Annotated in this window: 13 protein-coding genes; 8 read left to right on the plus strand and 5 right to left on the minus strand. The window is 74.3% G+C overall.

Translation table 11 applies throughout. The features are described 5' to 3' along the window. The first annotated feature begins 45 nt into the window (after window positions 1-45). Window positions 46-558, plus strand: a complete 513-nt coding sequence (locus ACQP10_RS16685; RefSeq protein ID WP_433541678.1) for a helix-turn-helix domain-containing protein — start codon at window positions 46-48, stop codon at window positions 556-558. Here the strand turns inward: ACQP10_RS16685 and ACQP10_RS16690 are convergent. Next, window positions 546-1,196, minus strand: a complete 651-nt coding sequence (locus tag ACQP10_RS16690; RefSeq protein WP_346019815.1) for a winged helix-turn-helix domain-containing protein — start codon at window positions 1,194-1,196, stop codon at window positions 546-548. The genes ACQP10_RS16685 and ACQP10_RS16690 overlap by 13 nt on opposite strands. 64 nt (window positions 1,197-1,260) lie before the next feature. Here ACQP10_RS16690 and ACQP10_RS16695 point away from each other — a divergent pair, with 64 nt between their 5' ends. Continuing rightward, a complete protein-coding gene (locus tag ACQP10_RS16695; protein ID WP_433541679.1) occupies window positions 1,261-2,523 on the plus strand; it encodes an MFS transporter in 1,263 nt (420 codons plus the stop codon). 27 nt (window positions 2,524-2,550) lie between these two features. Here the strand turns inward: ACQP10_RS16695 and ACQP10_RS16700 are convergent, their stop codons facing one another. After that, complete coding sequence (locus ACQP10_RS16700) at window positions 2,551-3,660, minus strand: globin domain-containing protein (protein WP_433541680.1); 1,110 nt, start codon at window positions 3,658-3,660, stop codon at window positions 2,551-2,553. A gap of 539 nt (window positions 3,661-4,199) precedes the next feature. On the opposite strand from ACQP10_RS16700, the gene ACQP10_RS16705 reads away from it, so the two are divergent. Both ACQP10_RS16705 and ACQP10_RS16710 read left to right on the plus strand, forming a co-directional pair. Next, entirely contained in the window at window positions 4,200-4,964 is a 765-nt protein-coding gene (locus tag ACQP10_RS16705) for a gamma-glutamyl-gamma-aminobutyrate hydrolase family protein (RefSeq protein ID WP_433541681.1), read from the plus strand. Then, complete coding sequence (locus tag ACQP10_RS16710; protein ID WP_179823828.1) at window positions 4,961-5,752, plus strand: enoyl-CoA hydratase/isomerase family protein; 792 nt, start codon at window positions 4,961-4,963, stop codon at window positions 5,750-5,752. The genes ACQP10_RS16705 and ACQP10_RS16710 overlap by 4 nt, the downstream gene beginning before the upstream one ends. 63 nt (window positions 5,753-5,815) lie before the next feature. Here ACQP10_RS16710 and ACQP10_RS16715 read toward each other — a convergent pair whose 3' ends face one another. The 3 genes from ACQP10_RS16715 to ACQP10_RS16725 all read right to left on the minus strand — a co-directional run bounded on the left by ACQP10_RS16715 (window position 5,816) and on the right by ACQP10_RS16725 (window position 8,324). Beyond that, window positions 5,816-6,277: an SRPBCC family protein gene (locus ACQP10_RS16715; RefSeq protein WP_346019811.1), complete on the minus strand. Its 462-nt coding sequence runs from the start codon at window positions 6,275-6,277 to the stop codon at window positions 5,816-5,818. A gap of 108 nt (window positions 6,278-6,385) precedes the next feature. After that, window positions 6,386-7,567 (minus strand): acyl-CoA dehydrogenase family protein, encoded by a 1,182-nt coding sequence (locus tag ACQP10_RS16720; protein WP_433541682.1) that lies wholly within the window; start codon window positions 7,565-7,567, stop codon window positions 6,386-6,388. Window positions 7,568-7,709: 142 nt separating this feature from the next. Further along, window positions 7,710-8,324, minus strand: coding sequence for a class I SAM-dependent methyltransferase (locus tag ACQP10_RS16725; protein ID WP_433541683.1), 615 nt, complete (start codon window positions 8,322-8,324; stop codon window positions 7,710-7,712). A gap of 153 nt (window positions 8,325-8,477) precedes the next feature. Here ACQP10_RS16725 and ACQP10_RS16730 point away from each other — a divergent pair, with 153 nt between their 5' ends. From ACQP10_RS16730 to ACQP10_RS16745, 4 genes are all read left to right on the plus strand, one after another. Next, the gene (locus ACQP10_RS16730; protein WP_399500617.1) at window positions 8,478-10,346 is read left to right on the plus strand and encodes a sensor histidine kinase; all 1,869 of its coding nucleotides are present in this window, start codon (window positions 8,478-8,480) and stop codon (window positions 10,344-10,346) included. Further along, entirely contained in the window at window positions 10,343-11,044 is a 702-nt protein-coding gene (locus tag ACQP10_RS16735; protein WP_346019808.1) for a response regulator transcription factor, read from the plus strand. Before ACQP10_RS16730 ends, ACQP10_RS16735 begins: the two co-directional genes overlap by 4 nt. 66 nt (window positions 11,045-11,110) lie before the next feature. Continuing rightward, on the plus strand, window positions 11,111-11,527 hold the full coding sequence (locus tag ACQP10_RS16740; RefSeq protein ID WP_346019807.1) for a hypothetical protein: 417 nt from the start codon (window positions 11,111-11,113) through the stop codon (window positions 11,525-11,527). Between the two features lie 318 nt (window positions 11,528-11,845). Further along, entirely contained in the window at window positions 11,846-12,445 is a 600-nt protein-coding gene (locus ACQP10_RS16745; protein WP_179823816.1) for a CDP-alcohol phosphatidyltransferase family protein, read from the plus strand. Window positions 12,446-12,449: the final 4 nt, after the last annotated feature.

Here is a 12,449-nt window from a genome sequence, read left to right on the forward strand (position 1 = left end):
AGCAGGAGAGCGGGAGCGTCGCGGGGGCCGTCCTGACGCACGTGGATGTCGCCGTCGTCCAGGGACAGGATCGACCTCGACGACCTGTGGGGGCGGGAGGCGGCGCGGATCCTTGAACGGCTGGGCGAGGTCTCCTCGTGGGAGGACCGCTTCGCGCTGATGGACACGCTGCTCGCCCGGCGGCATGCGGCGGAGGCGTCCGTGGACCCGGAGGTGGCCTGGGCCTGGGAGCGGATCGTCGCCGGTCGCGGGATGGTCCGGATCGACGGGCTGGCGGCCGAGACCGGATGGAGCCGCAAGCGCCTGTGGTCCCGGTTCCGGTCGCAGATCGGCCTGTCGCCCAAGCGCGTCGCCAAGCTGGTCCGCTTCGACCACGCCGCCCACCGCCTGGTCGCGGGTGAGAGCACGGCCGGGGTCGCGGCGGAGGCCGGCTACGCCGACCAGTCCCACCTGCATCGGGACGTCATGGCGTTCACCGGGGCGACCCCGGCGGCCGTGGCCGGCGAGCCGTTCCTGGTGGTCGACGACATCGCGTGGCCGGGGGCTCATCCCGGCTGATCAGCCTCCCCGGAGTCCGGCCCGCCGGAGCCCGTCCGGCCGGCGTCCGCCCCGTCGGGATCCGCCTCGCCGACGCCGAAGGGCAGGGCGTCGAAGTGGACGACGACCTGGGCGGTGTCCGGCGTGTCACCGGGGCGGTCCCGGGCCCGCTTCCGGTAGGCGTCCAGGACGGCGGAGACCTCACCGACCAGGTCGGCGAGTTCCTGGCGGGTGAGGCGCATGCCGCTGCTGGAGGTGACACTGGCCTCGATCCACGCCCGGGGCGTGGTCCGTGACTCCTCCAGCCAGCGGGTGAGCTCGGCCCCGCGCTGGCGGACCACCTGGGCGAGCACCATCTCGGCGGCCTGGGCCGTGTCGGGGTCGCGGCGGAAGCGGTCGCCGTCCATGGAGAAGCTGCCCGCGCGCCACCAGCGTTCCTTGCCCCTGCCGCGTCCCGGGACGTCCTCGATGAAGCCGTACCGTTCGAGCTGTCGCAGGTGGTAACTCGTCGCGCCGGTGTTCTCCCCGGTCAGGGCGGCCAGCTGGGTCGCGGTCGCCTCGCCGCGCTGCTCCAGGAGCTCCAGCAGGCGCAGCCGGGAGGGGTGCGCCAGCCCTTTGAGCGCGGCGGCGTCGATGGAACGGGTCTTGTCATCCGTCATGTGCAGCCATATCTTTGCAAAGAATCGTTTGCAAACTTCTCTTTCCACGATACCGGGAGCGCACATGACCGGACGACCCTTCCGCCGGCTGGTGGCCGCCTCCGGCCTGTCGAACGTCGCCGACGGGATCACCGTCGTCGGCGTCTCGCTGGTCGCGGTGACGCTGACCCGCTCGCCGGTCCTGGTCTCCCTGGTCAGCGCGGCGGCCACGCTGCCGTGGCTGCTGCTCGCGCTGCACGCGGGCGCCCTGGCCGACCGGCACGACCGCCGCCGGATCATGGTCGCCGCCAACACGCTGCGGGCGGCCGCGCTGGCCGGGGTGGCGCTGACCGCCTGGCTGGGACTGCTGAGCCTGCCGGTGCTACTGGCCGGGGCGCTGCTGACCGGCGTCGCGGAGGTCCTCGCCGACACCTCCGCGCAGTCGGTGCTGCCGATGGTCGTGCCGCGAGAGCGGCTGGGCGAGGCCAACGGCCGGCTCGTCGCGGTGCAGACCGTCGGCAACAACTTCCTCGGCGCTCCGGTCGCCGGGGTCCTGGTCGGGATCGGCGCGACGGTCACGCTCGGGACGCCCGCCCTGCTGTACGCGGCGGCGGCCCTGACGCTGCTCGGCATGCGCGGGCGGTTCCGCGTCGAGACCCCCTCCACCCGGCCGCTGCGCGCCGACATCGCCGAGGGTCTGCGCTACCTGTGGGGTCACCGGGTGCTGCGGAGCCTGGCCCTCTTCTCGGGCGTGCTCAACTTCGCCAACGCCGCCTACTTCGCGGTGTTCGTGCTGTGGGTGGTCGGCGAGGAGTCCCGGGTGGGGCTGACCTCCGCCGGGTACGGCGTGCTCACCGCGGCGCTGGCGGCGGGCGCGGTGGCGGGCTCGCTGGTCGCCGACCGGCTGACGCGCCGGGCCGGCCAGGTCAGGACGCTGATCGTCGCCGACCTGGTCAACGGGCTCCTGCTGTTCGCGCCGGTCCTGCTGCCCACCGTGCCCGGTATCGCCGTCACCGCGGTCCTGCTCGGGGCGACCAACGCCGTCTCCAACGTCGTCATCGTCTCGCTGCGGCAGCGGATCGTCCCCGGGGCGATGCTCGGCCGCATCAACGCCACCGCCCGTCTGATCGGGATGGGGGCCACCCCGCTGGGCGCCGCGGCGGGCGGGTTCCTCGCCGACCGGGCGGGGCTGCCCGCGGTGTTCTGCGCCGCGGCGGCGCTGTGCGTCGTCGCCGTCGCCGTGGTCTCCCGCTCCGTCACGACCGCCTCGGTCGCCGCGGCGGAGGAGGCGGCCCGTGCGGCGGAGACGGCCCGGGTGGAGGAGATCCAGGCGGCGGAGACGGCCTGAGCGGCGGGGACGACTTCGGAGACGACCTCAGGACTCGATGATGTCCCGGTGGATGTCGGTCAGGGGGACGCCCCCGCGCCGCAGCCGCCGGACCGCGTCGCCGACCATGGCGGGCGGGCCGCAGACGTAGACCTCGTGGCCGGCCCAGGAGGGGAAGCGGTCCAGCACTTCGCTCACGGTGCCCCGCACCCCGTCGTGGCCCGGCTCGTCGGAGACGACCGGCAGCACCCGCAGCCAGGGGAACTCCGACTCCATCCGCACCAGGTCGGGCAGGTCGTACAGCTCCGCCGCGCGGCGCGCGCCGTACAGGAGGTGGATGCTGGACCGCCGCCCGGAGGCGATGACGTGCTCGATGATCGCCTTCAGCGGGGCCAGCCCGGTGCCTCCCGCGACGCACAGGACGTCGCGGCCGGAGGCGGGCGGGGCCATCGACCCGGACGCCGGGCCGAGCATGAGGGTGTCGCCGACGCGGGTGTGCCGGACCAGCGCGCCGGAGACCCACCCGCCTCGCACCGCGCGGACGTGCAGCCGGACGGTGCCGTCCGGCCGCGGGGCGTTGGCGATGGAGAAGGGCCGCCACACGCGCGGCCAGCGGGAGGTCTGCACGCTGACGTGCTGTCCCGGCAGGTACGGCAGGGGCTGGGCGGGCCTCAGGGTGAGGACGGCGACGTCCGGGGTGCGCAGCTCGTGGCCGGTGACCTCGGCCAGCCACCAGGCGGGGGAGACGCCCGCGTCGGCCTCGGCGGCCTTGATCATGAAGTCGGCGGCGACGGCGTACGCCGCCTCCCACGCCCGCTCGACCTCGGGGGTCCAGACCTCGGCGGCGAAGTGCCGTACGGTGGCCAGCAGCGCGTCGCGGACCACGGCGTAGTGCTCGGTGAGCACGCCGTACTTGCGGTGGTCGCGGCCCAGGCGGCCGAGGAACGGCGCCATGCCGTCGGGGCCGTCGATGCTCCAGACGATGCGGGTCAGCGCGCCGAACAGGCGGTCGCGCTGGGCGTCCATCGCCGGGGGGAACATGCCACGCATGTGCGGATTGGCGGCGAACAGCCGCCCGTAGAAGTATGCCGCGGCCCGGTCCGCGACGGGCTCGATGACGGCGAAGCTTTCCTTGACGAGACGCGGATTCAACGACATGTGATCGGACCTCACCCCACCGACCGGATCAAAGTCCGATCACGCAGACCACCTCCATGACGGTTCCGGGTGATGAGCGCCCGGTGACCCCGGCCCGCCGGTTCGCTCAAATTGAATTCTTGCAGTTTCCCATAGGCGTCACAACCGTTTCTCTGGAATATGGTGCGAAATCTGGCCTTCCGTAATTGCGAGGGCGTCGCGGATAATAACCTCTTGGTGGCCAGGTGTGCGGAAAATGAGGGATATTCGTAATATTTCGTATTTAATGTCGTGTCGAACCGTCCAGTCGGCTCTCGGGCCTTTTCCGGGGCATCTCCGGCAGGTGGATCGTTCCATCGCACCGGGACACCGCCGGCGGATGGAGCGCTCCATTCCCCAGGAGGGGACCGCCGCGGCGGGTTCGCCGTACCGGGCCGTTGAGATCTGATATGTGTGGCATAACCGAAATGGCGCGCAGCATGATAGGGATGTTGCCGAAAGACGGGACAGGTGCCGTCCGGGAACAGGGCGCCGCCTCCCGCACGGCCACTGGAGAGCCCATGCCCCGACCTCTGATCGGCATCACCTCCTACCTCGAGGCCGCCCGCTGGGGCGACTGGGTCCGCGAAGCCGTCCTGTCCCCGCCCGCCTACGCCCGGGCGGTGGAGCGGGCGGGCAGCGTCCCGGTGCTGCTCCCGTCGCTCGGCCCGGCCGTGGCCGCCGAGCACGCGCGTCACCTCTCCGGGGTGATCCTCGCCGGCGGCGGCGAGCTCGACCCCACCCTGTACGGCGCGGCCCGCGACGAACGGCTCGGCGAGCCCCAGCCCCACCGCGACCGCTTCGAGCTGGCCCTGGCCCGCGCCGCCGTCCAGGCCGGCCTGCCGCTGCTGGGCGTCGCCCGGGGCATGCACGTGCTGAACGTCGCCCAGGGCGGCAGCCTTATCCCGTGGCTTCCCGACGCGGTCGACAGCCACGAGCTCCACACCGGGGGCGGGCACGTCGTCCAGGTCAGCGTGTCGAGCAGGCTGGGCGAGGCGGTGGGCGACCGCGTCGAGGCGACCGCGCCGCACCGGCAGGCGATCCGGCGGCTCGGCGCCGGCCTGACCCCCGTGGCCTGGGCCGACGACCAGATCGTCGAGGGCGTCGAGCTGCGGGACCACCCCTTCGGCGTCGGGGTCCAGTGGCACCCCGAGCGCGGCGACGACGACCGGCTCGTCGCGGCGCTGGTCGAGGCCGCGGCGCGGTCCGGACCACGGTCCGAAGCCCGTCCCGGGGCGCGGGACCTGCCCGGCGCCGCCGCGCTGCCGCAGGAGGCCCGGCGATGAGGGGATACGAGGACTACGAGAAGCTGAGGATCGACTGGGCGGCCGACGGGGTGCTCCGGGTGACGATCAGCGAGCCGCGCAGGCTCAACGCCGTGGACACCGTCGGCCACCGCGAGCTGGCCGGCGTCTGGCTCGACGCCGACCGCGACGACGCCGTGCGCGCGGTGCTCGTCCGGGGCGAGGGCGAGGCGTTCTCCGCCGGCGGCGACCTCGCGATGATCGAGGAGATGACCCGTGACCACGCCACGCGCATGCGCGTCTTCACCGAGGCCCGCGACATCGTCTACAACGTGATCAACTGTTCCAAGCCGATCGTCTCGGCCGTCCAGGGCCCGGCCGTGGGCGCGGGTCTGGCGGTCGCGCTGCTGGCCGACGTCTCGGTGGCGGGCCGTACGGCGCGCGTCATCGACGGCCACACCCGCCTCGGCGTGGCCGCCGGCGACCACGCCGCCATCGTCTGGCCGCTGCTGTGCGGGCTGGCCAAGGCCAAGTACCACCTGCTGCTGTGCGAGCCGGTCACCGGGGAGCAGGCCGAGGCGATGGGGCTGGTCAGCCTGTGCGTGGACGACGACCAGGTGCACGAACGGGCACTGGAGATCGCCGTACGGCTGGCCGCGGGCTCGGCCGAGGCGATCCGGCTGACGAAGTACGCGCTCAACAACTGGCTGCGCCTGGCCGGCCCCTCCTTCGACGCCTCCCTTGCCATGGAGTTCCTCGGCTTCACCGGCCCGGACGTGGCCGAGGGGGTGCGGGCCGTACGGGAGCGCCGCCCGCCGGAGTTCACCTGACGGGCCGGGCGGCCCCGCCGAACCGGTCCGGGGCCGCCCGTCCGGGACACCCGGAGGCCGGTGTCAGCCGACCGGTTCGGCGCCCGCCGCGGGGCGGTGCCCGGCGTGCCGCTCGCCCAGGGCCGCCAGGCCGGGCGCGAAGATGTACCGGACCATGTTCCTGGTCACCTTGGCCTCGTCCGCCCCGCCGTCCGTCTCGAAGGCCGCCGACCACTCCACGAACGCCCGGCCGGTGTCGGTGACGGGGTGGACCCGGTAGACCGCCCGGTACTCCCGGACCGGCAGGGGGCTCTCCAGGATCTCGTAGGTCGCCGAGCGGGAGTCGTCGTCGAGGGTGAGCAGCCGCTCCCGGAAGAGCCCGCCCGCGCCCTCGATCCGGCGCACCGTGCCCGGACCGCCCTCGCCCTCCTCGAACACGCAGGAGGAGATCCCGGGCAGCCACTCGGCGAGGTTCCCGAAATCCCTCAGGTAGCTCCACACCTCGTCCGCGGAGGCGTCGATCACGGTGCTGGCGTAGGCGGGCATCGGCTGCTTCCCCTCGTCGCTGGTCTCACGCTCTTCGCCGTCGTCGGGCCCGGCGGTGATCGCCGGGCCCGAGGGGAGTCTGCCCCCCGGGACGGCTCCGCAACCGGGTCAGAAACTCCTGGGCAGTCCCAGCACCCGGGTGGCCAGGTGGTTGAGCAGGAGCTCCTCGGTGACCGGGGCGACCTTGCCGATGCGGGCGTCGGCCAGCAGCCGCGCCACCGGGTACTCCAGCGAGTAGGCCATGCCGCCCAGCGTCTGGAAGGCCCGATCGGCGGCCTCCCACGCGGCCTGGGAGGCGGCCAGCTTGGCGATGCCGGCCTCGGTCCCGCAGGGCAGCCCGGCGTCGAACAGCCAGGCGGCCTTGTGGACCATCAGCCTGGCCAGCTCGATCTTCGCCTTGACCTGGGCGAGGGGGAAGGCGACGGCCTGGTTGGCGCCGATCGGCCGGCCGAAGACCTCCCGCTCCCCGGCGTAGCGCACCGCCACCGACAGGGCGACCTCGGCGGCGCCCAGCCCGCCGGCGGCGAGCAGGATCCGCTCGGGGTTGAGGATGTCCCACAGCACCCGCGACCCCTGGTCGACCTCGCCCACCACGTTCGCCGCGGGCACCCGCAGGCCGTCGACGAAGACCGTGTTGGAGGGGGTGGTGTTGGCGCCCATCTTCGGGATCGGCCGGTAGGACAGCGATCCGGCGGCGACCGCCTCGGGCACGTTCACCAGCAGGACCGTCAGGCCGTGGCTGCGCGGCTTCGCCTCGGCGGCCGGGACGGTCCGGGTGACCAGGAGCATCCAGGTCGCGCGCTGCACGCCGGTGATCCAGACCTTCCGGCCGTCGACCACGAACTCGTCGCCGTCGCGGCGGGCGAAGGTGGAGATGCTCAGGGAGTCGGACCCGGCGTCGGGCTCGGTGAGGGCGAAGCAGGTCTCCACCTCGCCGGTGGCCAGTTTCGGCAGCAGCTCCTCGCGCTGCCGGGGGCTGCCGTGCCGGGCCAGGGTGAGGGCGCCGAACCCGGGGGTGAGGACGTAGGTGAACGCCGAGCCGCCGGCCGCGCCGGACGCCGACAGGGCCTCGGTGGCCACGGCCAGCTCCAGCAGGCCCTGGCCGCCCCCGCCGTACTCCTCCGGTACGGCCAGGCCGAGCCAGCCGCCCCGGGCCAGGTCGTCCCAGACCTCCTGCGGCCAGCGTTTCTCGGACTCGCAGCGCTGCCAGTAGCCGAGGTCGTAGCGGGCGCAGACGTCGGTGACGCCGCGCTGGACGGCGAGCGCGCTCTCGGGAAGGGTGAAGTCCACGGGCGATCAACTCCATTCCGGTCGCGCGATCTTAGAACGAGGTTCTGTTCCCGATCCAGTGTCACGCCCCCGCCGCCCGTCTCCGCCGCCTCGGAGCCCGTGCCCGCCGCCCGCCCTCCGGGCCGCGCGCCGCCGTGCGGACTCAGCCGGGACGGCCCGCCTCGGCGGCGGGGCGCGGCCGGCGCGCGTGGTAGACGAAGGCCGGCGGCAGGTTGCCCCACACGGTCCGGCCCGTCACGACCTCCTCGAAGGCGTTCGACAGGCGCCGCCGGAAGCGCCGGGCGGGCGGCAGGTGGCGGGCGAAGCCGTAGGCGAAGGTGGTGAAGGCCGCGTCGGGCCCCATGACCGCGCGGACCGCGTCCAGCAGCCCCACCTGGACATCGTCGGGGAACGCCGCCCACGGCAGGCCGCTCACCACCACGTCGGCGCCGGTCAGCCCGCGCTCCCGCAGCAGGAAGGGCAGCCGCGCCGCGTCGGCGGCGACGACGTCCACCCGGGGATGCCGGGCGGCGAGGAGCCCGGCCATCCGGGGGTTGATCTCCACGGCCAGGTGGTGCCCCCGGCCGCCGAGCTGCCGCTGGATCTCCGCTGTGAACACGCCCGTGCCCGCGCCGAGCTCCACCACCACCGGGTCGCCCCGGCGGGGGATCGGCGCGGTCACCGCCTCGGCGAGCCGGCGCGAGCTGGGGGCCACCGCCCCGACGGTCGCCGGGGAGCGCATCCACTGCCTGAGGAAGAGTGCGGCGTCACTGCTCATGCAGTGCACCATAGGTGTTGTGAGCTGGGAAAGCGCCCCATCGGGCGGCCGGACCCGGCGGCCACTTGGAGGAGGCGGCCGTCCTTCCGGAGGAGGGACCTCCCCTCCTTGGGGCCTATACCGTGCTGTGTATGCGACTGCGTGGCGTGCCACATGAGATTCCGTGACCCGTCCGCGGCCCCGCCGTCCCGCGGCCCGGCGCCGGGCGTGGGGCGCCGCGGCTGGGCCGTGGACGTCTGCCTGGCCGCCGCGGCGGTCGCCCTGGACCGGCTCATCTCGGGCGGCACGTATTCCGGCGGAACCGTCCCGGCACTGATCACCTGGGGGTTCGCCCTGCTGGCCGGGGCGCCCATGGGGTTCGTCCGGCGGTTCCCCCTGACGGTCTGCGCCCTCCTGGCGGCCGTCCTCGTCGTGTGCGACCAGGTCGGCGCCTACACCGCCAACACCGCGCAGATCCTGCTGTCCGTCGCGGCGGGCGTGGCCGCCCACCGCGGCGGCCGGCGCCGCGCCGCGGCCGCCGCGGTCCTGACGGCGGCCGCCACCGCGGTCAACGTGGCCGACCCCGGGATCGCCCTCACCACCGCCTCCTGGTACGTCCCGGCCGTGGCGGGCGTCATCCCGGTGGCGGTCGGCCGCTACCTGCGCCACCCCATCGAGCCGATGGCGCTGGTGGAGCGGCGTCCCGGCCTCGACCTGCTGCTCGCGGGCGGTGGGGTGGCCTTCATGGTGCTCGACACCTGGACCAAGTGGCACGACGGGCCGCTGCCGGTGTGGGGGGCGGGCTGGTTCACCATCTGCTGCGGCCTCACCGCCGGGCTGGCGCGCACCCTGCCCGGCACGGCCTTCGCCGTACAGGCGCTGCTGGTGCTGATGGCCGACCGCACCGCCGGCTTCGCCGTCGGACCGATGCAGGGCCTGTTCCTCGTCACGCTGGGCGTGTTCGCGATGCGGGCCTCCTGGTCGTGGACGGGCGTCGCCTACGTGACCGCCTCCATCGTCACGGCGCTGAGCTTCGTGGGCGACGAACTGTCCCGGATCACCCCGCCCAGGGTGATCGCGCTGCTGGCGATGGTCGCCGCGCCGGTCGCCATCGGCCGCTACGTCGGCATCCGCCGGGCCACGACCGAGCTACGGCTGGCGATGGCCGAGGAGGCCAGGCTGCTCACCGCCGAACGGGCCCGGGCCGACCTGCTGGCCGAGCGCGAGCGCATCGCCCGCGACGTCCACGACATCGTGGCCCACCACGTCGGGGCCATGGTGCTGCGGGCCGGAGCCGCCCAGTACGTCGCGCCGTCGGGCCCGGTGGCCGAAGCGCTGGCCGACATCCGCGCCACCGGCCACCAGGTATTGGAGGACCTGCGCGGCCTGCTCAGCGTGGTGCGCGACCCGGACCTCGGCCACCCGCCGCTGCTCGACCCCGAGGACGTCGTGCGCGAGGCGGTGGAGCGGATGAACGCGGCCGGGCTGCGGGCGGAGCTGCGCCTCGACCCCGAGGTGGGGCGGCTGCCCCTGGTGAGCCGGGCCTCGGCGGCCCGGATCGTCCAGGAGGGGCTGACCAACGTCCTCAAGCACGCCGGCCCCGGCACCTCCGTCGCCGTCGAGCTCGCCGTGACCGGCGACGGGCTCGCGGTGGACGTGGTCAACGGCGCGCCCCCGGACCCCCGCGACGGTGCTCTCACAATCTCCCGCGACGGCGCTCTCACGGCCTCCTCCGACGGCGCGCCCCCGCGCCCCCCGGCGCATCCGGGCGCTCCGGAGCCCCCGGAGTCCGGGGCCCGGGGGCTCCGCGACGCCCTGCCCGGCGCCGGGCAGGGCGTCGCGGGGATGCGCGAGCGGGCCAGGGCGCTGGGCGGGCGGCTGTCCGCCGGCCCCGACGGGGCGGGAGGATGGCGTCTGGCGGTGACGCTCCCCGCCGACCCCGCGGACCCGGCGGCTCTGGAGGGACGGACCGGCCGGCCGGGATGGACGGGCTGGAACAGGGTGTGCCATGAGGACCGGACGGTCCCGGAGGAGGCAACGTGATCAGGGTGGTCGTCGCCGACGACCAGGCGCTCGTGCGCGCCGGCGTGCGGATGCTGCTGGAGGCGGCCGGTGACATGGAGGTCTGCGGGGAGGCGGTGGACGGCGCGCAGGCCGTACGGCTGGCCGAGGGGCTGCGCCCCGACGTGACGCTGATGGACCTGCGCATGCCCCGGATGGACGGCCTGGAGGCCACCCGGCGCGTCCTGGCGGCCTGGCCCGCGGCGCGGATCGTGATCCTCACCACGTTCGCCGAGGACGAGAACGTCTACGCCGCGCTGCGCGCCGGGGCGATCGGCTTCCTGGTCAAGGACGACGAGCCCGGCCGGATGGTCGACGCGGTGCGCCGGGCGGCCACCGGCGAGCCGCTGCTCGCCCCCTCGGTGCTGCGCCGCGTCGTGGAGCGGGCGCTGGCCGCCGAGGAGCAGGCCGCCGCGCACGTCCCGGCCGGGCTGACCGACCGGGAGCTGGAGGTGCTGGCGCTGGTCGGGGCGGGCCTGTCCAACGCCGAGATCGCCGACGCGCTGCACGTGGGCGTCACCACGGTCAAGAGCCACGTCTCCACCGCCATGGACAAGCTGGGCGTGCGCAACCGCACCCAGGCCGCGGTGGTCGCGCACCGGATCGGGCTGGTCGACGCCGGCTTCCGTCCGGTCGGGTATCCGCCCCGGGGCGGATCGGCGCATCCGCCCCGGGGGTGACGACGCGGCGGCCCCTGCTCCGCCACGATGTGTCCCGAATCGTTCATCCGAGGAAGGACACCTCTCATGCAGGAGGTCATCACCCGGCCGACGGCGGACGGCCGTCCCGTCCCCGCCGGCCTGTTGTACGGCCTGCGCGTCCTGGTCACCGCCCAGGCGGCCGGCCTGATCGTCGCGGCCTCGTTCGCCGGCCAGGCCGTACGCGGAGGGGAGGCACTGGCCGAGACGCACGTCATGGCCGGGATGGTGGTGCACCTGATCGCGCTGCTGCAGGTCGTCGCCGCCGTGCTGGTCTGGCGGCCCGGCCGGGGCGCCGGCTGGCCCGCGCTGGCCAGCCTGGGCCTGCTGCTGATCGGCCTGGGCCAGCACTTCAGCTGGGAGATGCTCGGCACGCACGTGCCCAGCGGGCTGGCGCTGTTCGGCCTGGCCGTGGCCGTGCTGATCTGGGCCTGGTCGTCCCGCGCGGCGGTGCGCCGCTCCTGACGGCCCCTCTCCTGACCGGTCCGCTTCTGGCCGGTCCGCCGCTGACCGAGTCCGCGTCGCGCGCCGTCCCCGGCGGGCGTGCGGAAGACCCCCGCGCCGCCGTGGTCCCCCCGGGACCACGGCGTTTCGGCGTTCCCGGGGCCGGGCCGTCCGGACCGGCGCGACCCGGTCGGACCGGGCGCCGTACGGGGCGGGCCGGGCGGGGACGCCGCCGGAAGGGAGGGGGGAGGCCGCGGGCCGTACCCGTAACAGGGATACGGTTCGCGCATGCCCCGCACAGGTAGGGTCGGCATCAAGTACGGGAGGGGAGACATACCGGTGAATCCGGAAGCATCGGAAACCGAGGACCGTATCTGGACGGTCCCCAACGCGCTCAGCCTGGCCAGGCTCCTGGGTGTGCCGGTCTTTCTGTGGCTGGTGCTGGGCCCCAAGGCCGACGGCTGGGCCGTCGGGCTGCTGATGCTGGCCGGCTTCTCCGACTGGCTGGACGGCAAGATCGCCCGCGCGTGGAACCAGACCAGCAGACTCGGCCGCCTGCTGGATCCGCTGGCCGACCGCCTCTACATCCTGGCGACCCTGCTCGGCCTGGCCCTGCGCGACATCATCCCCTGGTGGCTGGCGCTGGCGATCCCGCTGCGCGACGTCATGATGCTGGGCATCCCGCCCATCCTGCGCCGCCTCGGGTACGGCCCCGCGCTGCCGGTGCACTTCCTCGGCAAGGCCGCCACCGCCAACCTGCTCTACGCCTTCCCCCTGCTGTTCCTGGCCCACCACGACTCCTGGTACGCCGATCCGGCCCGGATCGTCGGCTGGTCGCTGGCCATCTGGGGAACGGGCCTGTACTGGTGGTCGGGAGTGCTGTATTGGGTACAGGTGCGGCAGCTCGTCAAAGGAGCCAAACGCCTTAAAACGCCTTAAGAGG

The sequence above is a fragment of the Streptosporangium sandarakinum genome, assembly GCF_050942225.1.
GTDB classification, from domain to species: domain Bacteria; phylum Actinomycetota; class Actinomycetes; order Streptosporangiales; family Streptosporangiaceae; genus Streptosporangium; species Streptosporangium nondiastaticum.